This window comes from Sulfitobacter aestuarii (assembly GCF_042685005.1).
Classification (GTDB): Bacteria; Pseudomonadota; Alphaproteobacteria; order Rhodobacterales; family Rhodobacteraceae; genus Sulfitobacter; species Sulfitobacter aestuarii.
Genome location: NZ_JBHUMP010000002.1, coordinates 197,201 through 223,606 on the forward strand (window position 1 = coordinate 197,201; position 26,406 = coordinate 223,606).

Annotated in this window: 29 protein-coding genes; 27 read left to right on the top strand and 2 right to left on the bottom strand. The window is 64.4% G+C overall.

Annotated features, from left to right (window positions below):
• Window position 1: 1 nt before the first annotated feature.
• Window positions 2-1,354 carry a bifunctional UDP-N-acetylglucosamine diphosphorylase/glucosamine-1-phosphate N-acetyltransferase GlmU gene (gene glmU / locus ACFSUD_RS03230; protein ID WP_386371418.1) on the bottom strand — a complete coding sequence of 451 codons (1,353 nt, stop codon included), beginning with the start codon at window positions 1,352-1,354 and terminating at the stop codon, window positions 2-4.
• Between the two features lie 151 nt (window positions 1,355-1,505).
• Here glmU and ACFSUD_RS03235 point away from each other — a divergent pair, with 151 nt between their 5' ends.
• Together ACFSUD_RS03235 and ACFSUD_RS03240 are read left to right on the top strand one after the other, a co-directional pair.
• On the top strand, window positions 1,506-2,180 hold the full coding sequence (locus ACFSUD_RS03235; RefSeq protein WP_386371420.1) for an HAD-IIIA family hydrolase: 675 nt from the start codon (window positions 1,506-1,508) through the stop codon (window positions 2,178-2,180).
• Window positions 2,177-3,391 (top strand): DegT/DnrJ/EryC1/StrS family aminotransferase, encoded by a 1,215-nt coding sequence (locus ACFSUD_RS03240; RefSeq protein WP_386371422.1) that lies wholly within the window; start codon window positions 2,177-2,179, stop codon window positions 3,389-3,391. The genes ACFSUD_RS03235 and ACFSUD_RS03240 overlap by 4 nt, the downstream gene beginning before the upstream one ends.
• Window positions 3,392-3,518: 127 nt before the next feature.
• On the opposite strand, the gene ACFSUD_RS03245 is transcribed toward ACFSUD_RS03240, so the two are convergent.
• Window positions 3,519-3,995, bottom strand: a complete 477-nt coding sequence (locus ACFSUD_RS03245; protein WP_386371424.1) for a pyridoxamine 5'-phosphate oxidase family protein — start codon at window positions 3,993-3,995, stop codon at window positions 3,519-3,521.
• A 206-nt stretch (window positions 3,996-4,201) separates the two neighbouring features.
• Here ACFSUD_RS03245 and ACFSUD_RS03250 point away from each other — a divergent pair, with 206 nt between their 5' ends.
• The 25 genes from ACFSUD_RS03250 to nuoH all read left to right on the top strand — a co-directional run bounded on the left by ACFSUD_RS03250 (window position 4,202) and on the right by nuoH (window position 26,405).
• Window positions 4,202-5,365 carry an isovaleryl-CoA dehydrogenase gene (locus ACFSUD_RS03250; RefSeq protein WP_386371426.1) on the top strand — a complete coding sequence of 388 codons (1,164 nt, stop codon included), beginning with the start codon at window positions 4,202-4,204 and terminating at the stop codon, window positions 5,363-5,365.
• Between the two features lie 38 nt (window positions 5,366-5,403).
• Complete coding sequence (locus ACFSUD_RS03255) at window positions 5,404-5,805, top strand: DUF1622 domain-containing protein (protein ID WP_386371428.1); 402 nt, start codon at window positions 5,404-5,406, stop codon at window positions 5,803-5,805.
• Window positions 5,798-6,517: a flavodoxin family protein gene (locus tag ACFSUD_RS03260; RefSeq protein ID WP_386371429.1), complete on the top strand. Its 720-nt coding sequence runs from the start codon at window positions 5,798-5,800 to the stop codon at window positions 6,515-6,517. Before ACFSUD_RS03255 ends, ACFSUD_RS03260 begins: the two co-directional genes overlap by 8 nt.
• A 1-nt stretch (window position 6,518) precedes the next feature.
• Window positions 6,519-8,036, top strand: a complete 1,518-nt coding sequence (locus ACFSUD_RS03265; protein WP_386371431.1) for an AMP-binding protein — start codon at window positions 6,519-6,521, stop codon at window positions 8,034-8,036.
• Complete coding sequence (locus ACFSUD_RS03270; RefSeq protein ID WP_386371433.1) at window positions 8,033-8,524, top strand: lysozyme inhibitor LprI family protein; 492 nt, start codon at window positions 8,033-8,035, stop codon at window positions 8,522-8,524. The genes ACFSUD_RS03265 and ACFSUD_RS03270 overlap by 4 nt, the downstream gene beginning before the upstream one ends.
• Window position 8,525: 1 nt before the next feature.
• A complete protein-coding gene (locus ACFSUD_RS03275; RefSeq protein WP_386371435.1) occupies window positions 8,526-10,130 on the top strand; it encodes a carboxyl transferase domain-containing protein in 1,605 nt (534 codons plus the stop codon).
• A 43-nt stretch (window positions 10,131-10,173) separates the two neighbouring features.
• On the top strand, window positions 10,174-10,683 hold the full coding sequence (locus tag ACFSUD_RS03280) for an O-acetyl-ADP-ribose deacetylase (protein WP_386371437.1): 510 nt from the start codon (window positions 10,174-10,176) through the stop codon (window positions 10,681-10,683).
• A gap of 48 nt (window positions 10,684-10,731) precedes the next feature.
• Entirely contained in the window at window positions 10,732-12,684 is a 1,953-nt protein-coding gene (locus ACFSUD_RS03285; protein ID WP_386371439.1) for an acetyl/propionyl/methylcrotonyl-CoA carboxylase subunit alpha, read from the top strand.
• Entirely contained in the window at window positions 12,681-13,346 is a 666-nt protein-coding gene (locus ACFSUD_RS03290) for a glutathione S-transferase family protein (protein WP_386371441.1), read from the top strand. The genes ACFSUD_RS03285 and ACFSUD_RS03290 overlap by 4 nt, the downstream gene beginning before the upstream one ends.
• Window positions 13,347-13,398: 52 nt before the next feature.
• The gene (locus ACFSUD_RS03295; RefSeq protein ID WP_386371443.1) at window positions 13,399-14,253 is read left to right on the top strand and encodes a hydroxymethylglutaryl-CoA lyase; all 855 of its coding nucleotides are present in this window, start codon (window positions 13,399-13,401) and stop codon (window positions 14,251-14,253) included.
• A 4-nt stretch (window positions 14,254-14,257) separates the two neighbouring features.
• Window positions 14,258-15,043: a crotonase/enoyl-CoA hydratase family protein gene (locus ACFSUD_RS03300; RefSeq protein WP_386371445.1), complete on the top strand. Its 786-nt coding sequence runs from the start codon at window positions 14,258-14,260 to the stop codon at window positions 15,041-15,043.
• A 247-nt stretch (window positions 15,044-15,290) separates the two neighbouring features.
• Window positions 15,291-15,656 (top strand): NADH-quinone oxidoreductase subunit A, encoded by a 366-nt coding sequence (locus ACFSUD_RS03305; protein WP_386371447.1) that lies wholly within the window; start codon window positions 15,291-15,293, stop codon window positions 15,654-15,656.
• A complete protein-coding gene (locus ACFSUD_RS03310) occupies window positions 15,647-16,180 on the top strand; it encodes a NuoB/complex I 20 kDa subunit family protein (RefSeq protein ID WP_386371449.1) in 534 nt (177 codons plus the stop codon). The genes ACFSUD_RS03305 and ACFSUD_RS03310 overlap by 10 nt, the downstream gene beginning before the upstream one ends.
• Window positions 16,177-16,806, top strand: coding sequence for an NADH-quinone oxidoreductase subunit C (locus ACFSUD_RS03315; protein WP_386371451.1), 630 nt, complete (start codon window positions 16,177-16,179; stop codon window positions 16,804-16,806). The genes ACFSUD_RS03310 and ACFSUD_RS03315 overlap by 4 nt, the downstream gene beginning before the upstream one ends.
• On the top strand, window positions 16,803-16,979 hold the full coding sequence (locus ACFSUD_RS03320) for a hypothetical protein (protein WP_386371887.1): 177 nt from the start codon (window positions 16,803-16,805) through the stop codon (window positions 16,977-16,979). The genes ACFSUD_RS03315 and ACFSUD_RS03320 overlap by 4 nt, the downstream gene beginning before the upstream one ends.
• Window positions 16,979-18,199 (top strand): NADH-quinone oxidoreductase subunit D, encoded by a 1,221-nt coding sequence (locus tag ACFSUD_RS03325; RefSeq protein ID WP_386371453.1) that lies wholly within the window; start codon window positions 16,979-16,981, stop codon window positions 18,197-18,199. The genes ACFSUD_RS03320 and ACFSUD_RS03325 overlap by 1 nt, the downstream gene beginning before the upstream one ends.
• An 81-nt stretch (window positions 18,200-18,280) precedes the next feature.
• On the top strand, window positions 18,281-19,552 hold the full coding sequence (locus ACFSUD_RS03330; RefSeq protein WP_386371455.1) for an NADH-quinone oxidoreductase subunit E: 1,272 nt from the start codon (window positions 18,281-18,283) through the stop codon (window positions 19,550-19,552).
• Between the two features lie 45 nt (window positions 19,553-19,597).
• On the top strand, window positions 19,598-20,368 hold the full coding sequence (locus tag ACFSUD_RS03335) for a hypothetical protein (protein WP_386371457.1): 771 nt from the start codon (window positions 19,598-19,600) through the stop codon (window positions 20,366-20,368).
• Window positions 20,368-20,652: a DUF5337 domain-containing protein gene (locus tag ACFSUD_RS03340; RefSeq protein ID WP_386371458.1), complete on the top strand. Its 285-nt coding sequence runs from the start codon at window positions 20,368-20,370 to the stop codon at window positions 20,650-20,652. The genes ACFSUD_RS03335 and ACFSUD_RS03340 overlap by 1 nt, the downstream gene beginning before the upstream one ends.
• Before the next feature lie 4 nt (window positions 20,653-20,656).
• Complete coding sequence (gene nuoF, locus ACFSUD_RS03345; RefSeq protein ID WP_386371460.1) at window positions 20,657-21,952, top strand: NADH-quinone oxidoreductase subunit NuoF; 1,296 nt, start codon at window positions 20,657-20,659, stop codon at window positions 21,950-21,952.
• Window positions 21,953-22,108: 156 nt separating this feature from the next.
• Window positions 22,109-22,435 carry a hypothetical protein gene (locus ACFSUD_RS03350; RefSeq protein WP_386371461.1) on the top strand — a complete coding sequence of 109 codons (327 nt, stop codon included), beginning with the start codon at window positions 22,109-22,111 and terminating at the stop codon, window positions 22,433-22,435.
• A 118-nt stretch (window positions 22,436-22,553) separates the two neighbouring features.
• Window positions 22,554-22,958 (top strand): DUF5333 domain-containing protein, encoded by a 405-nt coding sequence (locus ACFSUD_RS03355; RefSeq protein ID WP_386371463.1) that lies wholly within the window; start codon window positions 22,554-22,556, stop codon window positions 22,956-22,958.
• Between the two features lie 4 nt (window positions 22,959-22,962).
• Entirely contained in the window at window positions 22,963-24,978 is a 2,016-nt protein-coding gene (nuoG, locus tag ACFSUD_RS03360; RefSeq protein ID WP_386371465.1) for an NADH-quinone oxidoreductase subunit NuoG, read from the top strand.
• A complete protein-coding gene (locus tag ACFSUD_RS03365) occupies window positions 24,975-25,358 on the top strand; it encodes a hypothetical protein (protein WP_386371467.1) in 384 nt (127 codons plus the stop codon). The genes nuoG and ACFSUD_RS03365 overlap by 4 nt, the downstream gene beginning before the upstream one ends.
• A 6-nt stretch (window positions 25,359-25,364) precedes the next feature.
• Window positions 25,365-26,405: an NADH-quinone oxidoreductase subunit NuoH gene (nuoH, locus tag ACFSUD_RS03370; RefSeq protein WP_386371469.1), complete on the top strand. Its 1,041-nt coding sequence runs from the start codon at window positions 25,365-25,367 to the stop codon at window positions 26,403-26,405.
• Window position 26,406 lies beyond the last annotated feature (1 nt).

Here is a 26,406-nt window from a genome sequence, read left to right on the forward strand (position 1 = left end):
ATCAGCTGCCTCTCTGCATTCTGGCCTTCTTGGCCGTCAATATTTCAAACAATTTCTTCGCCATGCCGGGTTTCTCCACTTGCGGCGCACGCGACAGCGCCAGCGCGTCGGCCTCGACATCCGAGGTGATCACCGAGCCGCTGCCGGTCATCGCGCCGTCCCCGACATGCACGGGCGCCACCAGCATCGTGTTGGAGCCAATGAAGGCGCGCGCGCCGATATGGGTATGGTGTTTCATCACCCCGTCGTAATTGCAGGTGATGGTTCCCGCCCCGACATTGGCCTTCGCGCCGATCGTGGCATCGCCGATGTAGCTGAGGTGATTGACCTTCGCACCCTCGGCGATCTGCGCGTTCTTGACCTCGACGAAATTGCCGATCTTCACATCCTCGGCCAGTTCGGCGCCGGGACGCAGCCGGGCATAGGGGCCGACGATCCCACCGCGTGCCACATGGCAGCCTTCAAGATGCGAGAAGGCGCGGATCGTGGCGCCGGATTCCACCGTGACGCCGGGGCCGAAGACGACGTTGGGCTCGATCGTGCTGTCGCGTCCGATCACCGTGTCGCGTGCCAGATAGACAGTCTCGGGCGCCATCAGGGTGACGCCGTCCTCCATCAGTGCGGCGCGGGCGCGGATCTGAAAGGCGGCGTCAGCGGCAGCGAGATCGCTGCGCGAATTGACGCCGAGCGTTTCTTCCTCGGGGCAGGTCACGGCAGTGGCCGAGAGGCCGCGGGCGCGGGCGATGCCGATGATGTCGGTGAGGTAATATTCCTGACCGGCGTTCTGGTTGTCCACCGCCTCGATCAGCTCGAAGAGCAGGGCGGCGCGGCAGGCGATCACGCCGCTGTTGCACAGGGTGATGGCGCGTTCTTCCTCGGAGGCGTCCTTGAATTCGACGATCTTCTCGAGCGTCTCGCCCTGCATCATCAACCGGCCATAGCGCGCCGGATCGGCGGCCTCGAAACCGAGCACCACGACGTCATGCGCGCTCAAAGCCGCCTGCATCTTCTCCAGCGTTTCGGTGCGCACGAAGGGTGTGTCGCCGTAAAGAACCAGCGCCATGCCGTCGAAACCGACGAGCGTCGCGCGGGCCTGGGCGACCGCATGGGCGGTTCCGAGCTGTTCCTCCTGCACCACCACCTCGGCATCCGCATCGAAATCCTGCGCCGCGGCGCGCACTTGGTCGGCGCCATGCCCGGCCACCACGATCGTGTGCTGTGGCGACAGGGCGGCGCCGGAGGCCATGGCATGTTCGAGAAGCGGCGCAAAAGCCACCTTGTGCAGGACTTTGGGCAGGTCGGACTGCATCCGCGTTCCCTTGCCCGCGGCCAGGATGATCAATGCTGTTTTCATCATAATCTCTTTGTACTCAGTGTTGCGCTCTCTTTACGCGTCTCGCACAAAGGCGCAAGGCTGTGGGCCATCAAACAAGGTTGCGCGTTGCAACATTCACGGCGTGTTTTCACCGACGGTGACACAAACGCGCCAAGGCAGAGGAGCAGGCATGAAAACGGTAGTCTTTGACCTTGATGGTACGCTGGCGGACACCAGCGGCGATTTGATCGCGGCGGCGAATAATTGCTTTCGGCAGATGGGCGAGGGCGACCTGCTGCACCCAGAGCGCGATGCCGGGACGGCGCTGCTTGGCGGGCGGGCGATGCTCAATCTGGGGATGGAGCGGCTTGGCCGGGCCCGGGACGCTGCGGCGGTGGATGAATATTACCCCAAGCTGCTGGAACATTACGCGCGCGACATCGACACCCATACGCTGCTCTATCCCGGCGCGATGGAGGCGGTGGCGGAATTGAAGGCGCTGGGCTACCGGGTGGCGATCTGTACCAACAAGCCCGAGGCGCTGGCCGAGCTGCTGCTGACCCGGCTCGGGGTGCGCGAAGCTTTCGGCGCGATGCTCGGTGCCGACACGCTGCCGGTGCGCAAGCCCGACCCGGAACATCTGTTCGAGACCGCGCGCCGGGCCGGGGGCGATCCGGCGCAATGCGTGTTGATCGGCGACAGTGACACCGACCGCAAGACCGCCGCCGCCGCCGGTGTGCCCTGTGTGCTCGTCACTTTCGGACCGAGTGGCGAGGACATGGCGGCGCTGGAGCCGGAAGCGCTGTTGGAGGATTTCAAGGATCTGCCTGCTCTGGTCACCCGTCTGATCGGCGCTGCGGCATGAGCGCGGAGGTTTTCACCGGCAGTTTCACCCAGCAGGAGCCGATCCCCGACGAGGGTATCGCCGCCGCCAACGCCGTGATGCGTTCCGGGCGCCTGCACCGCTACAACACCGCGCCGGGAGAAACGGCTGAAACGGTGCTGCTCGAACAGGAATTCGCGGCGCAGGTCGGGGCGAAATACTGCCTTGCCGTCGCCTCGGGCGGCTATGCCATGGCCACAGCCCTGCGCGCGCTGGGGGTGAAGCCCGGCGACCGAGTGCTGACCAATGCTTTCACGCTGGCGCCGGTGCCGGGGGCGATCGCGGCTGTCGGGGCGGTGCCGGTATTTGTCGGGGTGAGCGATCAGCTGGTAATCGATCTTGAGGATCTGGCGGCGAAACAGGGTGAAGCGAAGGTCCTGCTTCTAAGCCATATGCGCGGGCATCTCTGCGACATGGAAGCGCTGATGACGCTTTGCAATGAGGCGGGGATCGCGGTGATCGAGGATTGCGCCCATACGATGGGGGCGGCCTGGAAGGGCGTGCCTTCGGGCACACAGGGGCGGATCGGCTGCTATTCCTGCCAGACCTACAAACATGTAAATTCCGGCGAGGGCGGACTGCTGGTCACCGATGATGCCGAAGTCGCCGCACGGGCGATCATGCTGTCGGGCTCCTACATGCTTTATGAAAAGCATCTGGCCGGGCCGCCGCCCGAGACATTTGCGCAGATCCGCTATGAAACGCCGAATATCTCAGGTCGGATGGACAATCTGCGCGCTGCGATACTGCGTCCGCAACTGCGCAACCTGGCCGAGCAGCGCGAGCGCTGGAACGAACGCTACCGAAAGATCGAAGCGGGACTGCGCGGGACGCCGGGTCTGACGCTAATCGCGCGACCGGAAGCGGAAAGTTATGTCGGTTCCTCGATCCAATTCCTGCTGAAGGACTGGTCCGGCGAGGCTGTGCAGCAAGTGCTACGGCGCAGTGCCGAACGCGGTGTCGAGCTTAAATGGTTCGGTGCCCCGGAGCCGGTCGGCTTTACCAGTCGTTACGATTCATGGCGCTATGTCGATACACCGCCAATGCCGCGAAGCGATGCAGTGCTGGCGGGGATCATCGACATGCGGGTGCCGCTGACCTTTTCGCTGGAAGATTGTGGGCTGATCGCGCGGATCATCCGCGCCGAGGTGGGGGCCGTGTATCAGGCGACACAGGATGAAAACTCTGGGTGAGGGGTCTCAACGAGGCTTTTGTTGACCCCTCACCCAAACCTTCCCGCAGGCCGGGAGAGGCATTCCGGGCTATCGCGCAGGACGCTGACAGCCCGGTCAAACGCACGGTGACGGAAATGGTTCCCCTTCAGAAGCGAATTATTTGATGTTCGCCGATATCGGGTTTGACGCCGCTCGATTGAGCCTTGGCGATCTCGTAGAGAAACTTCAGCCTGCCGCCGGTGATCCAGACCTCCGCCTCGCGCAGGTCCATGCGGATGAGCTGCACGTCGTCGTCGCGCTTGCCATCGTCGAACCACGCGCCCGCCACCCGGTTCCAGATCCGGTCGAGCTGCGCCATATCCTCTGAACGGCGCACCTCGCCCTCGATCCGCGCATAGAGCGATTCATCTTTCGACGAGACCAGATATTCCGCCTTGGCGCCACCGACGGCCGCCTCGGCGAGATCGGTGCCCTTGGCTGTGATGAACCACAGTACCGGCGCGTCGTTCTCGTCGTCGATATAATGGGTCATGGGGATGGCGCGCGCAGCGCCGCTGGCCAGCATCCCGGTGCGGGTATCCTCGAGCCGCTCCCAGAATTCCTTTTTGAGATTATCGGTCATCGCAAAATCCTTTGATCGGTGTACCTTTGTCAGAAGAGGAACCTGCGCAAAGCGGGATCGGTTCCAGCGATCGGGCCTTGTGAACGGCGCCTGCCGCGCGGTCGCCCGGCCATGTCGCTTGACGGAATCGGGCAGCTCGCATAACTAATGAACAAGTGTTCAATAACGCGGCCCGACGAGGCCGAAACGCAACAGGGAGCCACGACATGTTCAGCGCAAGCATGCAATTCGATCTGGGAGAGGACGTCGCGGCCTTGCGCGACATGGTGCATCGCTGGGCGCAGGAACGGGTCCGTCCGATGGCCGCGCAGATCGACACCGCCAACGAATTTCCTGCTGAGCTGTGGAATGAGATGGGCGGGCTGGGCCTGCTTGGCATGACCGTCGAGGAGGAATTCGGCGGCACCGGCATGGGCTATGTCGCGCATACGGTGGCGGTCGAAGAGATCGCCCGGGCCAGCGCCTCGGTCTCGCTGTCCTATGGCGCGCATTCCAACCTCTGCGTCAACCAGATCAAGCTCAACGGTACGCCAGAGCAGAAGGCGAAATTCCTGCCCGGCCTGTGTTCGGGCGAGCATGTCGGCGCGCTGGCGATGTCCGAGGCGGGGGCGGGCAGCGATGTCGTGTCGATGAAGCTGCGCGCGGAGAAGCGCAATGATCACTACCGGCTCAACGGCAATAAATACTGGATCACCAACGGCCCCGACGCCGATACGCTGGTCGTCTATGCCAAGACCGACCCCGAGGGCGGCTCCAAGGGCATCACCGCTTTCCTGATCGAGAAATCGATGAAGGGTTTCAGCACGTCGAAGCATTTCGACAAGCTGGGGATGCGCGGTTCCAACACAGCCGAGCTGATCTTCGAGGATGTCGAAGTGCCGTTCGAAAACGTGCTCGGCGAAGAGGGCAAGGGCGTGCGGGTGCTGATGTCCGGGCTCGATTACGAGCGCGTGGTGCTGGCCGGAATCGGGCTTGGCATCATGGCCGCCTGTCTGGACGAGATCATGCCCTACATGGCCGAGCGCAAGCAATTCGGCCAGCCGATCGGTTCATTCCAGCTAATGCAGGGCAAGATGGCCGACATGTACACGGCGATGAACTCTGCCCGCGCCTATGTCTATGAGGTCGCCAAGGCCTGCGATCGGGGTGACGTGACCCGTCAGGATGCGGCTGCCTGTTGTCTCTATGCTTCCGAACAGGCCATGGTGCAGGCGCATCAGGCTGTGCAGGCGATGGGCGGGGCCGGCTATCTGAGTGACAACCCTGTGGGGCGGATCTTCCGCGATGCCAAGCTGATGGAGATCGGGGCCGGTACTTCCGAGATCCGCCGAATGCTGGTTGGGCGCGAAATGCTCGGGGCGATGGGGTGAGAACGGCGCCGGGATCTCGGTGAAACAGCGGAGGGTTCATGGGCGGTCTGATCGACATGGAGAGCGAGGGCGGGGTGCTGCACGGGCAGTTGCCCTGGCTGATCGAGATCCTCGAGATACTCGCCGCCGTCATCGACCTTGCCGCCATCCTGCTGCTGCTGATCGGTGCGAGCCGTTTCATCATCGGGGTCGCGGTGGCGGAGCTGGGGCGCAAAGGCGTCGAGCGTGTGCGCCGCACCAACCGCGAGCGCATCGAGCTGGGGCGCTATATTCTGGCAGGGCTGGAGTTGTTCATTGTCTCGGATGTGATCCACACGGCGCTGAGTCTGCGTTTTTCGGACCTGATGTTCTTGCTGATGCTCGTCGTGATCCGATCGATCACCTCCTATTTTCTCGAACGCGAATTGGGTCAACTGAAACAGGAGCTGGGCAATGACTGAGTTCTCCGACCTCAAGGCGCTGTTCATCAACACGTCGCTGAAGAAACAACCCGAGGAGAGCCATACCAAGCTGCTGTTGAATGCCAGCGCCGGGATCATGGAAAAACAGGGGGTCACGGTCGAACATCTGCACATGCTCGCCCATCAGGTGCCGCCCGGTGTCTATCCGGACATGACCGAACACGGTTGGGAGCGAGACGACTGGCCGATGCTCTGGGAGAAGGTCAGGGCGGCCGATATCCTGATCATCGGCTCACCGATCTGGCTCGGTGAAGAGAGCAGCACCTGCCGGGTCCTGATCGAGCGGCTTTACGCGATGAGCGGGCTGCTCAATGACAAGGGCCAGTCGATCTCCTATGGCAAGGTCGGCGGCACCGTCGTGACCGGCAACGAGGACGGGATCAAGCATGTCGCGATGACCACCGGCTTCGCGCTCAGCCATCTTGGGTACACGATCCCGCCGCAGGCCGACTGCGGCTGGATCGGCGAGGCCGGGCCGGGCCCCTCCTATGGCGACCGGATGGAGGATGGCAGCCGTGTCGGTTTCGACAATGCCTTCACCCGGCGTAATACCACGATCATGAGCTGGAACTGCCTGCATCTGGCGAAGATGCTGAAGGCGGCGGGCGGCTATCCCAATGAAGGCAATGACCGCAACGCGATGGATGCCGGGGCGGATTTCGGTTTTGAGAATCCGGAATACAGGAGCTGAGATGAAGATACCGGGATTGAATGCGCAAGGGTGCTGGGACATCCCGGAGCGTCTGAACATGGCGGCGCAATGTCTCGCGCATCCGCCCGGGCAGCTGGCGCTGATTGACCTCACCCATGCGGCGCGGCGCGATGTGAGTTTCGGCGAGCTGACAGAGATGGTCGATGCATTGGCGCGGGCGCTGCAGGCCCGGGTCGCGCGGGGCGACCGGGTTGGCGTATTGCTCAGCCAATCGCCCTCTTGCGCCGCCGCGCATCTGGCGATCTGGAAAATCGGCGCGATCTCGGTGCCACTGTTCAAGCTCTTCAAACATGATGCGCTGAAGTCGCGCATCGGCGATGCGGGCTGTGAGATTGTGCTGACCGATCCTGAAGGCGCCGGGCTGCTCGGCGATCTGGCCGAGGCATGGATGGTGGATGAGGTCGGCATAGGCAGCGCGCCGGTGGATTTTGCCGATACCGCAGCGGAGGACCCGGCGGTGTTGATCTACACTTCCGGCACCACCGGCACACCGAAAGGCGCGCTGCATGCGCATCGGGTGCTGACCGGTCATCTGCCGGGGGTCAGCATCAGCCATGATCACCTTGGACAGGCGGGCGATTGCCTCTGGACCCCGGCGGATTGGGCCTGGATCGGCGGGTTGTTCGATGTGCTGATGCCGGGCCTCGCGCTGGGCGTGCCGGTGGTGGCGGCGCGGATGGCGAAATTCAGCCCCGAGGGCTGCGCGCGGGTGATTTCGGAGGGCGACGTGCGCAACGTGTTCTTCCCGCCCACCGCGCTGAGAATGCTGAGGGCGGCGGATGTGAGCCTGCCGGGGCTGCGCTCGGTCGCCAGCGGTGGTGAGCCCTTGGGGGCGGAGATGCTGAACTGGGGGCGCCGGGCCTTTGGCCTCGAGATCAATGAATTTTACGGTCAGACCGAATGCAACATGGTCGCTTCGAGCTGTGGCGCTGATTATCCGGCCAGGCCGGGCTGTATCGGCAAGGCGGTCCCGGGCCATGAGGTCGCCGTGATCGACGAAGAGGGCGTGCCCACGGATGCAGAAGGCGATGTGGCGGTGCGCCGTGGTTCGGCTTCGATGATGCTGCGCTACTGGAACCGGCCTGAGGAAACGGCGGCAAAGTTTCGCGGCGACTGGCTGGTGACCGGTGATCGCGGTGTCTCGGACGGTGATTATCTGCGCTTTGTGGGTCGGGAAGATGATGTGATCACCTCCGCGGGCTATCGCATTGGCCCGGCGGAAATCGAGGATTGCCTGCTGACCCATCCGGACGTGGCGACGGTGGGGGTTGTCGGCAAGCCCGATGCGCTCAGGACCGAGCTGGTCAAGGCCTATGTGGTACGCAGGGAGGGCTCGCAGGTGGCAGCGAGCGAGTTGCAGGATTGGGTCAAGGCCCGGCTGGCCAGCTATTCCTACCCGCGTGAGATCGAATTTCTCGAGGCGCTGCCGATGACGGTCACCGGCAAGGTGATCCGCAAGGAGCTGAAGCGCCGGGCTGTGCAGGAGGGGACGACATGAGATATCTGACGATGGCTGCGCTGGCGGCCTTCGCATGGCCACAGACGGGCATGGCGCAGGCGGCAAAACCGATCGACACAGGCTATATCGAGCAATGTTTCACCAGCGCGCGTGTCGGTGAGGTGGCCCCGGCCTGTATCAGCCAGGCTGCCAGACATTGCAGCGAGACGACCGGCGGCACGACGCTCGATTACTCGGAATGCCTGATGGCCGAGACCGCTCATTGGGATGCGATCCTGAACAGCCAATATCAATCCCTGCGCGCGGATTTCACGGCGCAGGATGCCGATGCCGCGACCGGCAATCACGATCTGGCCGGGCAATTGCTTGATGCGCAACGCGCCTGGATCGCCTTTCGCGATGCCGATTGCGGGTTGGTCTATGCACAATGGATCGACGGCTCGCACCGGGTTATCGCGGCGGGCTTCTGTCATTTGAACAAAACCGCGCAGCGGGCGATCGAGCTGCGCGACATGGGTGGGGAATAACATGAAATTGAGCTCACAGGCACTACCGTCCTCCGAGGCGTTCAAGGCCAATGAAATGGCGCATCTCAAGGCGTTGGCAGAGGTCCGCGAAGCGGCACAGGCGGCGGCACTGGGCGGCGGCGAGAAGAGCCGCGCGCGACATGAGAGCCGCGGCAAGATGCTGCCGCGCCAGCGGGTGGCCAATCTGCTCGATGCGGGCTCGCCGTTTCTGGAGATCGGCGCCACGGCGGCGCATGGGCTCTATGACGGGGCCGCGCCCTGTGCCGGGGTGATCGCCGGGATCGGAAGGGTGCAGGGGCAGGAGGTCATGGTGGTGTGCAACGACGCCACGGTGAAGGGTGGCACCTATTACCCGATGACGGTGAAGAAACACCTGCGCGCGCAGGAGATCGCTGAGGCCAATCATCTGCCCTGCATCTACCTGGTCGATTCCGGCGGAGCCAATCTGCCCAACCAAGACGAGGTGTTTCCCGACCGCGACCATTTCGGCGCAATTTTTTACAATCAGGCGCGGATGTCGGCCAAGGGGATCGCGCAGATTGCCGTGGTAATGGGTTCCTGCACGGCCGGGGGGGCCTATGTGCCCGCGATGTCGGATGTGACGATCATCGTGAAGGAACAGGGCACGATCTTTCTTGCGGGGCCGCCGCTGGTCAAGGCGGCGACGGGCGAAGTGGTCAGCGCCGAGGATCTTGGCGGCGGCGATGTGCATACCCGGCTGAGCGGGGTTGCCGATTATCTGGCCGAAGATGACGCCCACGCCCTCAGTCTCGCGCGGCGTGCGGTCGAGCACCTGAACCGCGCCAAACCCGCCACCGTGCAATGGCAGAGCTCCGAAGAGCCCGCCTATGATCCGGCCGAGATGCTTGGCGTGGTGCCTGCTGATCTGCGTACCCCCTACGACATTCGCGAGGTGATCGCGCGGCTGGTCGATGGCAGCCGGTTCGACGAGTTCAAGCCGCGTTTCGGCGAAACGCTGGTCACCGGCTTTGCCCATGTCAAAGGCTGCCCCATCGGGATCGTCGCCAACAACGGCGTGCTGTTCTCCGAATCCGCGCAGAAAGGCGCGCATTTCGTCGAGCTCTGCAGCCAGCGCAACATTCCGCTGGTGTTCCTGCAGAACATCACCGGTTTCATGGTGGGCCGCAAATACGAGAACGAGGGCATTGCGCGCCATGGCGCCAAGATGGTGACAGCGGTAGCGACCACCAATGTGCCCAAGATCACCATGCTGGTCGGCGGCTCCTTCGGGGCGGGCAATTACGGTATGTCCGGCCGTGCCTACCGGCCGCGGTTCCTTTGGACCTGGCCGAACAGCCGGATTTCGGTGATGGGCGGTGCACAGGCCGCCGGGGTGCTTGCCACCGTGAAGCGAGACGCGATGGAACGCGCCGGAGAGAGCTGGACCGAGGAGGAGGAAACCGCCTTCAAACAGCCGACGATCGATATGTTCGAGGAGCAGAGCCATCCGCTCTATGCCAGCGCCCGGCTCTGGGACGACGGGATCGTCGATCCGAGGAAGAGCCGTGACGTACTCGCCCTGTCGCTCAGCGCCAGCCTCAACGCGCCGATCGAGGAGACGAAATTCGGCGTCTTCAGGATGTGACGGGGTCACGGGTGATAGGGATATTGAACCGGGGAGGAAACCGATGAGCGCGCAGATCGAGGTCGTGGTGGGCGATATCACCGAGCTGGAAGTCGATGCGATCGTCAACGCGGCCAACAAGCAGCTGAAGGGCGGCGGCGGTGTTGACGGCGCGATCCATCGCGCGGCGGGTCCCGGCCTGCTGGAAGATTGCCGCCGCCTCAATGGCTGCGAGACCGGCGATGTGAAGGTGACCGGGGGGCATGATCTGCCCGCGTCCTGGGTGATCCATGCTGTCGGTCCGGTCTGGGGCGGGGACAAGGAGGAGAAGGACCGGCTGCTCGCCGCGTGCTACACCACCGCGCTGCGCAAGGCCGAGGGGCTCGGCTGCGCGAGCATCGCCTTTCCGGCGATCTCGACCGGGGTCTACGGATTTCCGGGCGACCGGGCCGCGAGGGTGGCGGTAAAGGCGCTGCGCGCGACCTTGCCGGACTGCGGATCCATCGAGAAAGTGGTGCTCTGCTGCTTCTCCGAAGAAAGCGCCACGCATCACCGTGTGGCATTGGAACAATGAATCCCGCACCGCCACGGGCGGCTTTGGGAGCGGGCAAGGGAGTTGCGGATGTTTGACAGGATATTGATTGCGAACCGGGGCGAGATCGCCTGCCGGGTCATGGAAACGGCGCATCGTCTCGGCGTGGAATGCGTCGCGGTCTATTCCGATGCCGATGCCGGGGCCAAACATGTGCAGATGGCCGACCGCGCCGTGCATATCGGCGGCGCGGCCCCGGCGCAGAGCTACCTGAAGGGCGATGTGATCATCGCTGCGGCGCTGGAGAATGGCTGCCAGGCGATCCACCCGGGCTATGGCTTCCTGTCGGAAAACCCCGATTTCGTCGAGGCGGTCGAAGCGGCTGGGCTGGTCTTTATCGGCCCTTCCGCCAAGGCGATCCGCGCGATGGGGCTCAAGGATGCCGCCAAGGCGCTGATGGTCGAGGCCGGGGTGCCGGTGGTGCCGGGCTATCACGGGGCCGACCAGGATGACGCCCTGCTGGCGGCGGAGGCCGAAAAGATCGGCTATCCGGTGCTGATCAAGGCGGTCGCCGGGGGCGGCGGCAAGGGGATGCGGCTGGTCGAGGAAAAGGGCGAGTTCCAGCGGGCGCTGGAAAGCGCGCGCTCCGAGGCGCGCACCGCTTTTGGCAATGCCGATGTGCTGGTCGAGAAATTCGTCGCCAAGCCGCGCCATATCGAGGTGCAGGTGTTCGGCGATGGCAACAAGGCGGTGCATCTGTTCGAGCGTGACTGCTCGTTGCAGCGCCGCCACCAGAAGGTGATCGAGGAGGCCCCGGCACCTGGCATGACCGCAGAGATGCGCCAAGCCATGGGCGCGGCGGCGGTGAAGGCGGCGGAGGCGATCGGTTACAGCGGCGCTGGGACGGTGGAATTCATCGTCGATGGCTCGGAAGGGCTGCGCCCGGACGGCTTTTTCTTCATGGAGATGAACACCCGTCTGCAGGTCGAGCATCCGGTGACCGAGGCGATCACCGGGGTCGATCTCGTCGAATGGCAGCTGCGCGTGGCATCCGGCGAGGGCCTGCCGATGGCGCAGGAGGACCTGGCGATCCGCGGTCACGCCTTCGAGGCGCGGCTCTATGCGGAGGACGTGCCGAAGGGCTTCCTGCCCGCGACCGGACAGCTCACCCATCTGCGCTTTCCGGCAGGGGCGCGGGCGGACAGCGGCGTGCGCGCCGGGGACGTGATCAGCCCGTTTTATGATCCGATGATCGCCAAGGTGATCGTGCATGGCCCAAACCGCGCCGTGGCACTGGCGCGGCTGCGCGCCGCGCTGGCCGGGACCGAGGTGGCCGGAACGGTCACCAATCTCGCCTTTCTCGGTGCGCTGGCGGCGCATCGCGGCTTTGCCGAGGGCGATGTCGATACCGGGTTGATCGCACGGGATATCGAGACGCTGACGCAGATGCCCGAGGTGGCGGCGCGCCATGCCGCGCTTGCCGGGATGGCGGCGCTCGACCTGCTGGCGCCGGACGCGGATGCCGGGTTTCACCTCTGGCAGCCGCTGAAACGCCACGTGATCCTGGGCTGGGGCGGCGAAGAGCATCTGCTGAAGGTGCAGGTGCTCTCCGACGCGGTGCAGATCTGGCATGTCGGGGAGAGCGAAATCGAGGCACGGCGCGTCGCCGGTCACTGGCAGATCGCCGGACTGCCCGCGCCGGAAGTCGTCCATGCCGGGAGCCGGGTCACCGTCTTTGACGGTTACGGGTTGAATTTCGATGTCATCGACCCGCTGGCCCGGGCGGCCGCGGCGCAGGGCGATGGCAATCTCATCGAGGCGCCGATGCCGGGACTGGTGCGCAGCGTCGATGCGCAGGTCGGACAGAGCGTGGCCAAGGGCGACCGTCTGGCGGTACTCGAGGCGATGAAGATGGAACATGCCCTCCTGGCGGCCCGCGACGGGGTGGTGGCGGAAGTGCTGGCCTCGCCCGGCGATCAGGTCGAGGCCGGGGCGGCGCTGGTGCGGCTCGAGGCCGAGACCGGGGCCGGGGCGGCGGCATGATCACCCTGCACCATTGCCCGCAGACCCGCTCGATGCGCACGCTCTGGCTGTTGCACGAGATGGAGCTCGACTTCCAGATCAGGATGCATGCGTTCGACAAGAGCCTGCGGGCGCCCGATTACCTGGTGCTCTCCCCCGCCGGGCGGGTGCCCGCGCTCGAGATCGACGGCGAGCGGATGTTCGAGACCGGCGCGATCACGCAATATCTCTGCGAACGCTACAGCCCCGAACGGCTCGGCCGCCCGATGGGCGCGCCGGATCGCATGGCCTGGCTGGTCTGGGTGCATTTCGCCGAGACCGTCAGCCAGCACAGCGCGGCGCTGACCCAGCAGCATGTGGCGCTGCGCGAGGATCACATGCGCAGCCCCATCGTGATGAAGCTCGAGGCGGCGCGGATCGCCAAATGCTATGACGCGATCGAAGCGCGGCTCAGCACCCCGGTGGAAAACCGCGACTACCTGCTGACCAGCGGTTTCTCGGCGGCGGATATCTCGGTCGGGCAGGCGGTCTATATGGCGCGGCATTTCGTGCGGCTCGATGACCATCCGAGCCTCGCGGAATGGTATGATCGGATCACCGAGCGTGCTAGCTTCGTGAAATCGCTGCCCGAGACCGGCGGCATCTACGAGCGGGAATTCTATCCGCCCTGGCCGGTCGAGTGACGCCGAGGGCGGGATCCGAGTATTTTTGGCATAAAGAAGCAGGGGACAGGCGATGACATTGGGACGCTGTGAGATATTCGAGGTCGGACCGCGCGACGGTCTGCAGAACGAGGCGCGCGAGATTCCCGTAGCCGAGAAGGTCGTCCTCGTCGACCGGCTGAGCGCGGCCGGTTTCGCACGGATCGAGTGCGCGAGTTTCGTAAGCCCCAAATGGGTACCGCAGATGGCCGGGTCGGACCAGGTGCTCGCCGGGATCACGCGTGCCGAGGGGGTCCGCTATGCGGCGCTGACGCCGAACCTGCGCGGCTATGAGGATGCGGTGGCGGCGGGGGCCGACGAGATCGCGATCTTCGCCTCGGCGTCCGAGGGCTTCAGCCGCAAGAACATCAACGCCAGCATCGCTGAATCTTTCGAGCGTTTCGCCCCGATCCTGGAAGAGGCGCGCCATGTGGACATGCCGGTGCGCGGCTATGTCTCCTGCGTGGTGGAATGCCCCTATGACGGGGCAGTCGCGCCCGGCGCGGTGGCGGCGGTGGCGGATCGGCTGTTCGCCATGGGCTGCTACGAGATCTCGCTCGGCGACACGATCGGTGCCGGGACACCCGATTCGATCGCGCGGATGCTGCTGGCGGTGCGTGATGTGGTGCCGGTGGGACGGCTCGCCGGGCATTACCATGACACCAACGGCCGGGCGATCGCCAATATCGATGCATCGCTGAGCCTCGGCCTGCGGGTGTTCGATGCCGCCGTCGGGGGGCTGGGGGGCTGTCCCTACGCGCCCGGGGCGGCGGGTAATGTCGCGACCGAAGCGGTTAACGCGCATCTCACGGCCTTGGGTTATGACACCGGGCTCGATCAGGGAATACTGGAAGATGCCGCCGGGATGGCGCGGGCAATGCGGGGCTAGGCAGATGTACGAGACGATCACGATCGAGAAGGATGCCCGGGGCGTGGCGACCCTGACCCTGGCGCGGCCGGAGAAGCATAACGCGATGTCGGCGCTCATGCTCGAGGAATTGACCGCGGCGGCGGCGCAGCTCGGCGGTGATGTAGCGGTGCGTGTGGTGGTGCTGACCGGGGCGGGCAAAAGCTTCTGCGCGGGCGGCGATCTCGGCTGGATGCGCGCTCAGATGGAAATGGACCGCGAGACCCGCGCACGCGAGGCGGGCAAGCTGGCCAGTATGCTCGGTGCGCTCAACAGCCTGCCGAAACCGCTGATCGGGCGGCTGCAGGGCAATGCGTTCGGCGGCGGGGTCGGGATGGCCTCGGTCTGCGACGTGGCGATCGGGGTCGATGGCCTGAAGATGGGGCTGACCGAGACGCGGCTGGGGCTGATCCCGGCCACCATCGGGCCCTATGTCCTGGCGCGGATGGGCGAGGGCCGGGCGCGGCGGGTGTTCATGTCGGCGCGGCTCTTTGGCGCTGACGAAGCGGTGGATCTCGGGTTGTTGGCGCGGGCCGTGCCCGAGGCCGATCTCGATGCGGCGGTCGAGCGCGAGGTCGTGCCCTATCTTTCCTGCGCACCGGGGGCGGTGGCCGCGGCAAAGCAGCTGGCTCGGGATCTCGGGCCGCGGATCGATGCGCAGGTGATCGCCCATAGTGTCGCGGCACTGGCCGCACGCTGGGACGATCCGGAGGCCGAGGAGGGCATCGCCGCCTTCTTTGACAAACGGTCTCCGGCCTGGCAGGCAGACTGAGCGAAAGGCTCGGCTCCGTCGCTCCCGCAATCGGGTTCGAGCTTTGCCCAACCGCGCGTCTCCACACCGCTCCGGCCCTGTTCCGCGCTGCAGGACTGGCAGGGCGCGCGATCCCGGGTTCGATCGCGATTTCTGCCCCCCGAACCGGCGCAGCCTTGGTTGACCCTGCCGGGCGGCAAGGCTAAACCCGGTGCCAAGCGTCTGCCGGGGCCCGAGAGGCCCCTTGCCACCCGAAAAGGAGCCTCCCTTGGACGATATGTTGCGGGAATATCTGCCTATCCTCGTTTTTCTGGCTGTTGCAATCGGATTGGGGCTCGTCCTGATCCTCGCCGCGGTGGTTCTCGCCGTGCGCAATCCCGATCCCGAAAAGGTCTCGGCCTATGAATGCGGGTTCAACGCCTTTGACGATGCGCGGATGAAGTTCGACGTGCGGTTCTATCTGGTCGCGATCCTGTTCATCATCTTCGATCTCGAGATCGCCTTCCTGTTCCCCTGGGCCGTTGCCTTCAAGGATGTGAGCATGGTCGGCTTCTGGTCGATGATGGTGTTTCTGGCCGTGCTGACCGCCGGCTTTGCATATGAGTGGAAGAAGGGAGCGCTGGAATGGCAGTAGCCACCGGAGCGATCAGCGCGGGAGCCGACCGCGACGTCGCCACCCAGAACCTGAATGCGGAACTTCAGGACAAGGGTTTCCTGCTGACCTCGACCGAGGACATCATCAACTGGGCGCGCACTGGCTCGCTGCACTGGATGACCTTCGGCCTGGCCTGTTGCGCGGTCGAGATGATGCATACCTCGATGCCGCGCTATGACCTCGAGCGCTTCGGCACCGCGCCGCGCGCCAGCCCGCGCCAGTCCGACCTGATGATCGTGGCGGGCACGCTGACCAACAAGATGGCTCCGGCGCTGCGCAAGGTCTATGACCAGATGCCCGAGCCGCGCTACGTGATCTCCATGGGCTCCTGTGCGAATGGTGGTGGCTATTATCACTATAGCTATTCCGTGGTGCGCGGCTGTGACCGGATAGTCCCGGTCGATATTTACGTGCCGGGCTGCCCGCCCACGGCCGAGGCGCTGCTCTACGGCATCCTGCAGCTGCAACGCAAAATCCGCCGTACGGGGACGATTGTAAGATGAGCGCACAATTGCAAGAACTCGGCGCCTATATCGAGGCGAAACGCCCGGATTGCGTGCTGGGCTGGGACGTCACCAACGGCGAGCTCAATGTCGATGTGGCTCTGGCCAATATCACCGGACTGGTGGATTTCCTGCGCGGCGACGCGACCTGCCGTTTCTCGACGCTGGTCGACATCACTGCGGTCGATTATCCAGGCCGGGCCAAGCGTTTCGACGTGGTCTATCACTTCCTCAGTATGTACCAGAACCAGCGCATCCGTCTGCGGGTCGCCACCCGCGAGAAGGACATGGTGCCCTCGATCGTGTCGGTGCATCCTTCGGCCAACTGGTTCGAGCGTGAAGTCTTCGACATGTTCGGCATCCTGTTCTCGGGCCATCCCGACCTGCGCCGCATCCTCACCGATTACGGTTTCCGCGGCTATCCGCTGCGCAAGGATTTCCCGACCACCGGCTATACCGAAGTGCGATATGACGAGGTCGAGAAGCGGGTGGTCTATGAGCCCGTGAACCTGGTTCAGGAATACCGGCAATTCGATTTCATGTCCCCCTGGGAGGGGGCCGAATACATCCTGCCGGGCGACGACAAGACGGCGCCGGATGGTCATGCCAGCAAGGAATCCAAGTGATGGGCTTTCTCGGCTGGCTGATCGTCGCGGTCCTGACCGTGATCCCGATGCTGAAACTGCTGCCGCATTTCGGCATCAACAAGAACTGGACCTTCGCGGGGATCATCCCGCTGGGCGGGCTGGCGCTGATCTGGTGGATGGCGAGCAAGCTGCAAGAGCTGGAGCGTAGATGATGGACGGTACCAAAGGTTTCGAAGACGCCCTGACCGGCGAACAGAAGATCCGCAATTTCAACATCAATTTCGGCCCGCAACATCCCGCGGCACATGGCGTTTTGCGTCTCGTTCTTGAGCTGGACGGGGAGATCGTCGAGCGTTGCGACCCGCATATCGGCCTGCTGCACCGTGGTACCGAGAAGCTGATGGAAAGCCGCACCTACCTGCAGAACCTGCCCTATTTCGACCGCCTCGATTATGTCGCGCCGATGAACCAGGAACATGCCTGGTGCCTGGCGATCGAGCGGCTCACCGGCGTCGAGGTGCCGCGCCGCGCCTCGTTGATCCGGGTGCTCTATTCCGAAATCGGCCGTATCCTCAGCCACCTGCTCAACGTCACGACCCAGGCGATGGACGTCGGCGCGCTGACCCCGCCGCTCTGGGGCTTCGAGGAACGCGAGAAGCTGATGGTGTTCTACGAGCGTGCCTGCGGCGCGCGCCTGCACGCTGCCTATTTCCGTCCCGGCGGCGTGCATCAGGATCTGCCCGAGGCCTTGATCGACGATATCGCCACTTGGTGCGAAAGCTTTCCGGCGGTGCTCGATGACATCGACGAATTGCTCACCGAGAACCGGATCTTCAAACAGCGCAATGCCGATATCGGCATCATCACCGAACAGGATATCCAGGATTGGGGCTTTTCCGGCGTGATGGTCCGCGGTTCCGGCCTGGCCTGGGACCTCCGCCGCGCGCAGCCCTATGAATGCTATGACGAATTCGACTTCCAGATCCCGGTCGGCAAGAACGGCGACTGCTATGACCGCTATCTCGTCCGCATGGAAGAGATGCGCCAGTCGGTGAAGATCATGCAGCAATGTATCGAGAAGTTGCGCGCACCGGAAGGGCGCGGCGATGTGCTGGCCCGCGGCAAGATCACCCCGCCGAGCCGCACCGCGATGAAGACCGACATGGAAAGCCTGATCCACCATTTCAAGCTCTACACCGAAGGGTTTCACGTGCCCGAGGGCGAGGTCTATGCCGCCGTCGAGGCACCGAAGGGCGAGTTCGGCGTCTATCTGGTCGCCGACGGCAGCAACCGGCCCTACCGCGCCAAGCTGCGCGCGCCGGGCTTTTTGCATCTGCAGGCGATGGATTACGTCTCCAAGGGTCATCAGCTCGCCGATGTCGCCGCGATCATCGGTACCATGGATGTGGTGTTCGGGGAGATCGACCGGTGAGCGCCAGCGCCAGCTTCTTTATGCCCGAAATACTCCCGCCGGAGGCGCCCGCCGTCTCCGCCTGCACGAAAGCCTGATCCGATGCTCCGCCGTCTCCACCCTGACCAACCCGACAGTTTCGCCTTCACCCCGGCCAACCAGGCCTGGGCCGAGGCGCAGATCACCAAATACCCCGAAGGGCGCCAGGCCAGCGCCATCATTCCGCTGTTCTGGCGCGCGCAGGAGCAGGAGGGCTGGCTGACCCGCCCGGCGATAGAACATATCAGCGAAATGCTCGGCCTGGCCTATATCCGCGGCCTGGAAGTGGCGACGTTCTACTTCATGTTCCAGCTGCAACCGGTTGGCAGCGTTGCGAATATCCAGATCTGCGGCACCACGTCCTGCATGATCTGCGGTGCCGAGGACCTGATCTCGGTCTGCCGCGAGAAGATCGCCGCCAATCCGCATGAGCTGAGCGCCGATGGCAGGTTCAGCTGGGAAGAGGTCGAATGTCTCGGCGCCTGTTCCAACGCGCCGATGGCGCAGATCGGCAAGGATTACTACGAGGACCTGACCGCCGCACGGCTCGGCGAGATCATCGACGAGCTCGCCGCCGGGCAGGTGCCGGTGCCGGGACCGCAGAACGGTCGCTATGGATCCGAACCGCTGAGCGGGCTGAGCAGCCTCACCGAATATGACAGCGGCAAGACCCAGTACAATGCTTCGGCGCAGTTGGCGGTCGATATCGGCGATACGGTCAAGCGCATCGACGGCACCGAAGTGCCGCTGCTGACGCCCTGGCGTGACCGTGCGGAACACCGGGACGGCGATCAGCGGGACGCCGCCCCGGAGTCGCCGCGCGATGACATGATGCCGCCGCGCGGACCGGATGGGGCGCAGGGCGGGCGCAGTCGCACCGAGGAACGTGCGCCGCGCGAGGTCGGCGACAGTTCGGACAAATATTCCGAAGCTCCGGGAGAAGCGCCCGAGGTCGAGGCCAAGGGCCATCCCGAAGAGGGCGCGGTGGCGCCCGCGAACAAGACCGGCGCCGAAGCGGAATCTGGCGTGGCCACGGGCGGGGCCGGGCGCCAGCCGCAAGGGCTCACCGCCCCGCGCGCCGGGCAGGGCGATGATCTCACCCGGATCAAGGGCGTCGGTCCGAAGATCAAGGCGCTGCTTCACAGCATGGGCTATTACCATTATGATCAGATCGCCGGTTGGCAGGCCGATGAAGTTGCCTGGGTCGATCGGAATCTCGAAGGCTTCAAGGGCCGGGTCAGCCGCGATGAATGGGTGGCCCAGGCGCAGGAACTGGCCGACAGTGAGGAAACCGCAACTTCCGGACGTGCCGAAAAGGATGACGACAACAGATAGAAGATAGGGCGGCGCGCAGGATCCAACCAATAAGGAATGGATACGATGAACAGCGAACTGGACAGACAGGCCTGCACCGTCAGGTGCTGGTGGATGGGCGCGGCGATCGCGCTGGTTCTGGCGATTCTGCTGTGGATCCTCGTCGGCGTCGCACTGCTTACCTCCCTGATCATCGGGATCCTCCTCGGCGCGGCCGCCGGAGCTGCGCTCATCGCGACGAAATGCCGGGACAGCGCGCTGCCCGACAGGGAGCCGACGCCGCATCGCTCCGAACCGGACCGCGCGCCGGAAGCCTCGGGTGCTGCGCTTGCCTCGACCAGCATGGCGGCCGGAGCAGGGGCCGCGGTCGCGGACCCGGATCCCCAGCCGCCCGCGGAGCCCAATGCCGCCGGCACTACCTCCGCGGTGGAATTCGTCAGCGAGGCTCCCGATCCGCAGCCGGTCCCCGAGCCGCAGGCCGAGCCTGGGCCCGTGGTAGAGGACCATCACGCGACACCGGCAGGGGTCGAGACCGTCGCGGCGCCACCCCCGGACACCGCCCCGGCCGACGGCGCGCCCGAGGTTTTCGACGCGCCGCGTGACGGAGGGGCTGACGATCTCAAGCGGATCAACGGTGTCGGGCCGAAGATGGAAGAGACGCTCAACGAGCTCGGGATCTACCATTTCGATCAGATCGCCGGTTGGAGCGAGAGCGAGATTGACTGGGTCGATGCGCGGCTGCGCTTCAAGGGCCGTATCCGCCGTGACGACTGGATCGGCCAGGCGCGCAGCCTCGGCGCGAACGCGGCCAGCCAGGGAACGGGCCGGGTCGAGTGATGCAGGAGGCCGACGACAGGGCGCTGGCCCGGAAGGGCCGGATGGTCGCGCTGGTGATCGCGGGCACCATGCTGCTGTGGATCGCGGCGCAATGGGCCGGACCCGCGCTTGGCCTGGCCGGGCGTTATGCGCTGCTGTTCGACTTCGCCGCCCTGGCGGCGCTGTTCTGGGCGATGGTGGTGATTTTTCAGATGTGGCAGGCCCGGCGGGTCGGCCAGGGTAATTCCGCCCCCAAGGGGCGCGATAGCAGTTCCGCCCCTTCGGGGCGCGATAAACGAGGGTAGCTTCATGCTTCAGGATAAAGACCGCATTTTCACCAATCTTTACGGGATGCATGACCGCACTCTGAAGGGCGCGCAGCAGCGGGGTCACTGGGACGGTACCGCCGGGATCATCGAGAAGGGACGCGACTGGATCGTCGAGCAGATGAAGGCCAGCGGTCTGCGTGGTCGCGGCGGCGCGGGGTTCCCGACCGGGCTGAAATGGTCCTTCATGCCCAAGGAAAGCGATGGCCGTCCGTCCTATTTGGTGGTCAATGCCGATGAATCCGAGCCCGGCACCTGCAAGGACCGCGAGATCATGCGCCATGATCCGCACACGCTGATCGAAGGCTGCCTGATCGCCAGCTTCGCGATGAATGCCCATACCTGCTACATCTACCTGCGCGGCGAATATATCCGCGAGCGCGAGGCGCTGCAGCGCGCCATCGACGAGGCCTATGACGCGGGTCTGGTGGGCAAGAACGCCTGCGGCTCGGGCTGGGATTTCGACATTTTCCTGGCCCATGGCGCCGGGGCCTATATCTGCGGCGAAGAAACCGCGCTGCTGGAAAGCCTCGAGGGCAAGAAAGGCATGCCGCGGATGAAACCGCCGTTCCCGGCGGGGGCTGGTCTCTACGGCTGCCCGACCACGGTGAACAACGTCGAATCGATCGCCGTTGTGCCGACGATCCTGCGCCGCGGGCCGGAATGGTTTGCCGGCTTCGGCCGCCCCAACAACGCCGGTACCAAGCTGTTCGCGATCTCAGGGCATGTGAACAATCCCTGCGTCGTCGAAGAGGCGATGAGCATCTCCTTCGAGGAACTGATCGAGAAACATTGCGGCGGCATCCGCGGCGGCTGGGACAATCTCAAGGCAGTGATCCCCGGCGGCTCTTCCGTGCCGCTGATCCCGGGCCATGCGATGCGCGATGCGATCATGGATTTCGACTATCTGCGCGAGCAGCGCTCCGGCCTCGGCACGGCGGCGGTGATCGTGATGGATAATTCGACGGATGTGATCAAGGCAATCTGGCGGCTTGCGGCCTTTTACAAGCACGAGAGCTGCGGCCAGTGCACGCCGTGTCGCGAGGGGACCGGCTGGATGATGCGGGTAATGGACCGGCTGGTGCGCGGCGATGCGGAACCCGAGGAGATCGACATGCTGCTCGACGTGACCAAACAGGTCGAGGGCCACACGATCTGCGCGCTCGGGGATGCCGCAGCCTGGCCGATCCAGGGTCTGATCCGGCATTTCCGCGACGAGATCGAAGACCGGATCAAGCACAAGCGCACCGGGCGCGTCAGCGCGGTGGCCGCGCAATAGGCGCAAGGGAAGGGGGCGTCGGCCGCGGCTTTGGCCCACATGCCCTTGACCCGAGGCGCGCCAGGGACGATAGCCCTGTCGAACATGGTTGATCCTATCTGAAACCGACGAGGCGAGCCTGTCGCAGCCGCGGCGCGCTCGATGTGGAGTGACGCGATGAGACGAGTATTCCTTCCGCTGATACCCCTGGCGCTGCTGGCCGCCTGTGGCGGTGTCGGCGACGACCTGGCCTTCGACGGAAAGTATTTCCGCAGCGATCTGAAGCTGGTCTCGGGGCGACGGGATCATTTCGTCGTGACGGTGCGCGATGCCACCCAATCGCTCGAAGGCGCGCGCGCCGCCGGACGTCACGAGGCGATCGCCCATTGCGTCGGAACCTATGGCTCCTCCGACATCAAATGGATCGTCGGTCCCGACACGCCGGGTCAGGCCTTGCAGCTCAGCGATGGCGCATTGAGGTTCGAGGGGATCTGTCCGCAGTGAGTTTCGTGGCGACATATCGCCGCCGACCGGCACTCTCTCGGGATGTCATTGCATATCATCGGGGGCGATCCACATGTCCGGCAGGGGCCATTGGCGCCGCTGACATGAGGAGAGCGACATGAAGAAGATCATCCTGACCGCATTGCTGGGCGCCGGATTGCTGGCCAGCCCGCTGGCCGCGAAACCGCCGCTGCGCGAGGTCGCCGCAATCGACGATGCGTTGCTGGATCTCGGCATCGCCGACCGGATTCGCAAGAACTGCCCGAGCATCTCGGCGCGAATGCTGAAAGCCTACGGCTATGTCTATGGTTTGAAGGACAAGGCGCGCGAACTGGGGTACAGCGATGCCGAGATTGACGCCTATGTCGATTCGGATGCCGAAAAGGCCCGGATGAAAGCGCGGGGAGCCGCATTTTTCAAGGCAAGAGGGGTCGATACTTCGAACCCGGATAGCTATTGTGCGCTCGGACGCGAAGAGATTCAAAAATCGAGCCGGATCGGTTCGTTACTGAAGGCAAAGTGAGCTTATGAGCGACATCCGCAAAATCATCATCGACGGCAAGGAAATCGAGGTCGACGGCGCCATGACGCTGATCCAGGCCTGTGAGCAGGTGGGCGTCGAAGTGCCGCGTTTCTGTTATCATGAGCGTCTGTCGATCGCCGGCAATTGCCGGATGTGTCTTGTGGAAGTCGTCGGCGGGCCGCCCAAGCCCGCCGCCTCCTGCGCCATGCAGGTGCGCGACCTGCGCCCCGGCCCGGAAGGCCAGCCGCCGGTCGTGAAGACCAATTCGCCGATGGTCAAGAAGGCCCGCGAAGGGGTGATGGAATTCCTGCTCATCAACCATCCGCTCGACTGCCCGATCTGCGATCAGGGCGGCGAATGCGACCTGCAGGATCAGGCCATGGCCTATGGCGTCGATTTCTCGCGCTACCGCGAGCCCAAGCGGGCCACCGAGGATCTCGATCTCGGGCCGCTGATCGAGACTCACATGACTCGCTGCATTTCCTGCACCCGCTGCGTGCGCTTCACCACCGAAGTGGCGGGCCAGCATGTGATGGGTCAGACCGGTCGCGGCGAGGATGCCGAGATCACCACCTATCTCGGCGCGCTGATCGACAGCAACCTGTCGGGCAACATCATCGACCTTTGTCCGGTCGGGGCGCTGGTCTCCAAGCCCTATTCCTTCACCGCCCGCCCCTGGGAGCTGACCAAGACCGAGAGCATCGACGTGATGGACGCGCTCGGATCCAGCATCCGGGTCGATACCAAGGGGCGCGAAGTGATGCGCTTCCTGCCGCTCAACCATGATGGCGTGAACGAGGAATGGATCTCCGACAAGACCCGTTTCGTCTGGGACGGTCTGCGCCGTCAGCGGCTGGATACACCCTATATCCGCGAGAACGGCAAGTTGCGCAAAGCCGACTGGCCCGAAGCGCTGGCCGCCGCCGCTACCGCTATGAAGGGCAAGAAGCTTGCCGGTCTGATCGGCGATCTGGCCCCGGTCGAGGCCGCCTATGCGCTCAAGCAGATGATCGAAGGGCAGGGCGGTGTCGTCGAATGCCGCACCGACGGGGCCAAACTGCCCGCGGGCAACCGGTCGGGCTATGTCGGCACGGCGCGGATCGAGGATATCGACAACGCGCAGGCGATCATGCTGATCGGCACCAATCCGGCTCTCGAGGCACCGGTGCTCAATGCCCGGGTCCGCAAAGCCTGGGCCCGCGGCGCCAATATCGGGGTGATCGGCGAAGCGGCCGATCTGACCTACGAATATCACCATGCGGGCAGCGATCGTGCTGCGCTTGCCGAGCTGCTGGAAGAGGATCATTCCAACGCGCTGGAGAAGGACACCATCGTGATCGTCGGCCAGGGCGCCCTGCGCGAAGCCGACGGTGCCGCGGTGCTCGGGCAGGCGATGGCCTTTGCCGAGAAGACCGGCTCGAAATTCATGGTGCTGCATACCGCTGCCAGCCGTGTCGGGGCGCTCGATATCCATGCGGTTACCGAGAACGGCATGGACGATGTGGCCGGGGCGGAGGTGATCTACAATCTCGGCGCCGACGAGATCGAGATCGGCGAAGGCCCCTTCGTGATCTATCAGGGCAGCCATGGGGATCGCGGTGCGCATCGCGCCGACATCATCCTGCCGGGTGCGGCCTATACCGAGGAACCGGGGCTTTTCGTCAATACCGAAGGCCGCCCGCAGCTGGCGCAGCGCGCCGGTTTCGCGCCTGGCCAGGCAAAGGAAAACTGGGCGATCCTGCGGGCGCTTTCCGCAGAGCTCGGCGCCACATTGCCGTTCGATTCCATTGCCGCCCTGCGTCGTGCGCTGGTCGCGGATGTGCCGCATCTGGCGCAGATCGACGAGGTTCGCCAGAACACCTGGGCGCCGGTCGCCACTGGCGCTCTGGGGCAGGCCGAGTTCCGCCCGGCGATCACGGATTTCTATCTTTCCAACCCGATCGCCCGCGCCAGCCAGCTGATGGCCGAGCTCTCCGCCGGGGTGGCGGCGCGCCGTGCCGAGCCTCTGGCAGCGGAGTGAAACTCTTGAGCGTGGCCTGTCCTGTTTTGCTGGCTGCCTGCGCGGCTCCGGTGCCGACGGCGGAGGATTTCATCCCCGAGTACAAGGGCGTGGAAACCAAGCTCCTGGACGGGGATCTGGTGCAGTTCAACGTGGCGATGACCAAGGCGCAGAGCGCCGAGGATGTCTCCGATTACGCGGAATGTGCCGCGGCGCAATATACCCTGATCCGGGGCTACGGATTTGCGCGACATCTGCGCACAAATGTGGCTCAGGAGGGTGGCATATGGCGGGCAGATGCTGTTTACACGATCTCGCCGAGCCTGCCACGGGGCTTGAAGACAATCGATGCCGAAGTGACCACGCAGAGCTGCGTGGAAAAGGGCATTCCGACGGTGTGAGGACGTATGGCTGATTTCTTTTACAACACTGGTCTTGGCATCGGATTGCTGACGGTCGGGCAGATCATGCTGATCGTGCTGCCACTGCTGCTGGCGCTGGCCTTCCTAATGTATGCCGACCGCAAGATCTGGGCCGCGGTGCAGATGCGGCGCGGACCCAACGTGGTGGGCGTTTTCGGCCTGTTGCAGAGCTTTGCCGACCTGATGAAATACGTCGTCAAGGAAGTGGTGATCCCTGCCGGTGCCGACCGGGCGGTGTTCCTGCTGGCGCCGATGATTTCCCTCGTGATGGCGTTGGTCGCCTGGGCGGTGATCCCGTTCAACGAGGGCTGGATCCTGTCGGACATCAACGTGGCCATTCTCTATGTCTTCGCGATCTCCTCGCTCGAGGTCTATGGCGTGATCATGGGCGGCTGGGCGTCGAACTCGAAATACCCATTCCTCGGCTCGCTGCGCTCCGCGGCGCAGATGATCTCCTACGAAGTCTCGATCGGCCTGATCATCATCGGCGTGATCCTCTCGACGGGCTCGATGAACTTCACCTCGATCGTGCGCGCCCAGGATGGCGACTGGGGCCTGCTGCACTGGTATTTCCTGCCGCATTTCCCGATGCTGATCCTGTTCTTCATCTCCGCGCTGGCCGAGACCAACCGTCCGCCCTTCGACCTTCCGGAAGCGGAATCCGAACTGGTGGCGGGCTATCAGGTCGAATATTCCTCGACGCCCTTCCTGCTCTTCATGATCGGCGAGCTGGTGGCGATCGTGTTGATGTGCGCGCTGGTGTCGCTGTTGTTCTTCGGTGGCTGGCTGTCGCCGGTGCCGTTCCTGCCCGATGGCTTCCTGTGGATGTTCCTGAAGATGCTCTTCGTCTTCTTCATGTTCTCCATGGTCAAGGCGATCACGCCGCGCTTCCGCTATGACCAGCTGATGCGACTGGGGTGGAAAGTTTTCCTGCCGTTCTCGCTGTTCTGGGTGGTCTTCGTCAGCTTCGCGGCAAAATTCGACTGGTTCTGGGGCATCTACGCCCGTTGGACCGTAGGAGGCTGAT

What these genes read in the sequence shown, in the direction of transcription:
- glmU (WP_386371418.1), bottom strand. Translation starts at nt 1,354, where the DNA reads ATGAAAACAGCATTGATCATCCTGGCCGCGGGCAAGGGAACGCGGATG.
- ACFSUD_RS03235 (WP_386371420.1), top strand. Translation starts at nt 1,506, where the DNA reads ATGAAAACGGTAGTCTTTGACCTTGATGGTACGCTGGCGGACACCAGC.
- ACFSUD_RS03240 (WP_386371422.1), top strand. Translation starts at nt 2,177, where the DNA reads ATGAGCGCGGAGGTTTTCACCGGCAGTTTCACCCAGCAGGAGCCGATC.
- ACFSUD_RS03245 (WP_386371424.1), bottom strand. Translation starts at nt 3,995, where the DNA reads ATGACCGATAATCTCAAAAAGGAATTCTGGGAGCGGCTCGAGGATACC.
- ACFSUD_RS03250 (WP_386371426.1), top strand. Translation starts at nt 4,202, where the DNA reads ATGTTCAGCGCAAGCATGCAATTCGATCTGGGAGAGGACGTCGCGGCC.
- ACFSUD_RS03255 (WP_386371428.1), top strand. Translation starts at nt 5,404, where the DNA reads ATGGGCGGTCTGATCGACATGGAGAGCGAGGGCGGGGTGCTGCACGGG.
- ACFSUD_RS03260 (WP_386371429.1), top strand. Translation starts at nt 5,798, where the DNA reads ATGACTGAGTTCTCCGACCTCAAGGCGCTGTTCATCAACACGTCGCTG.
- ACFSUD_RS03265 (WP_386371431.1), top strand. Translation starts at nt 6,519, where the DNA reads ATGAAGATACCGGGATTGAATGCGCAAGGGTGCTGGGACATCCCGGAG.
- ACFSUD_RS03270 (WP_386371433.1), top strand. Translation starts at nt 8,033, where the DNA reads ATGAGATATCTGACGATGGCTGCGCTGGCGGCCTTCGCATGGCCACAG.
- ACFSUD_RS03275 (WP_386371435.1), top strand. Translation starts at nt 8,526, where the DNA reads ATGAAATTGAGCTCACAGGCACTACCGTCCTCCGAGGCGTTCAAGGCC.
- ACFSUD_RS03280 (WP_386371437.1), top strand. Translation starts at nt 10,174, where the DNA reads ATGAGCGCGCAGATCGAGGTCGTGGTGGGCGATATCACCGAGCTGGAA.
- ACFSUD_RS03285 (WP_386371439.1), top strand. Translation starts at nt 10,732, where the DNA reads ATGTTTGACAGGATATTGATTGCGAACCGGGGCGAGATCGCCTGCCGG.
- ACFSUD_RS03290 (WP_386371441.1), top strand. Translation starts at nt 12,681, where the DNA reads ATGATCACCCTGCACCATTGCCCGCAGACCCGCTCGATGCGCACGCTC.
- ACFSUD_RS03295 (WP_386371443.1), top strand. Translation starts at nt 13,399, where the DNA reads ATGACATTGGGACGCTGTGAGATATTCGAGGTCGGACCGCGCGACGGT.
- ACFSUD_RS03300 (WP_386371445.1), top strand. Translation starts at nt 14,258, where the DNA reads ATGTACGAGACGATCACGATCGAGAAGGATGCCCGGGGCGTGGCGACC.
- ACFSUD_RS03310 (WP_386371449.1), top strand. Translation starts at nt 15,647, where the DNA reads ATGGCAGTAGCCACCGGAGCGATCAGCGCGGGAGCCGACCGCGACGTC.
- ACFSUD_RS03315 (WP_386371451.1), top strand. Translation starts at nt 16,177, where the DNA reads ATGAGCGCACAATTGCAAGAACTCGGCGCCTATATCGAGGCGAAACGC.
- ACFSUD_RS03325 (WP_386371453.1), top strand. Translation starts at nt 16,979, where the DNA reads ATGGACGGTACCAAAGGTTTCGAAGACGCCCTGACCGGCGAACAGAAG.
- ACFSUD_RS03330 (WP_386371455.1), top strand. Translation starts at nt 18,281, where the DNA reads ATGCTCCGCCGTCTCCACCCTGACCAACCCGACAGTTTCGCCTTCACC.
- ACFSUD_RS03335 (WP_386371457.1), top strand. Translation starts at nt 19,598, where the DNA reads ATGAACAGCGAACTGGACAGACAGGCCTGCACCGTCAGGTGCTGGTGG.
- ACFSUD_RS03340 (WP_386371458.1), top strand. Translation starts at nt 20,368, where the DNA reads ATGCAGGAGGCCGACGACAGGGCGCTGGCCCGGAAGGGCCGGATGGTC.
- nuoF (WP_386371460.1), top strand. Translation starts at nt 20,657, where the DNA reads ATGCTTCAGGATAAAGACCGCATTTTCACCAATCTTTACGGGATGCAT.
- ACFSUD_RS03350 (WP_386371461.1), top strand. Translation starts at nt 22,109, where the DNA reads ATGAGACGAGTATTCCTTCCGCTGATACCCCTGGCGCTGCTGGCCGCC.
- ACFSUD_RS03355 (WP_386371463.1), top strand. Translation starts at nt 22,554, where the DNA reads ATGAAGAAGATCATCCTGACCGCATTGCTGGGCGCCGGATTGCTGGCC.
- nuoG (WP_386371465.1), top strand. Translation starts at nt 22,963, where the DNA reads ATGAGCGACATCCGCAAAATCATCATCGACGGCAAGGAAATCGAGGTC.
- nuoH (WP_386371469.1), top strand. Translation starts at nt 25,365, where the DNA reads ATGGCTGATTTCTTTTACAACACTGGTCTTGGCATCGGATTGCTGACG.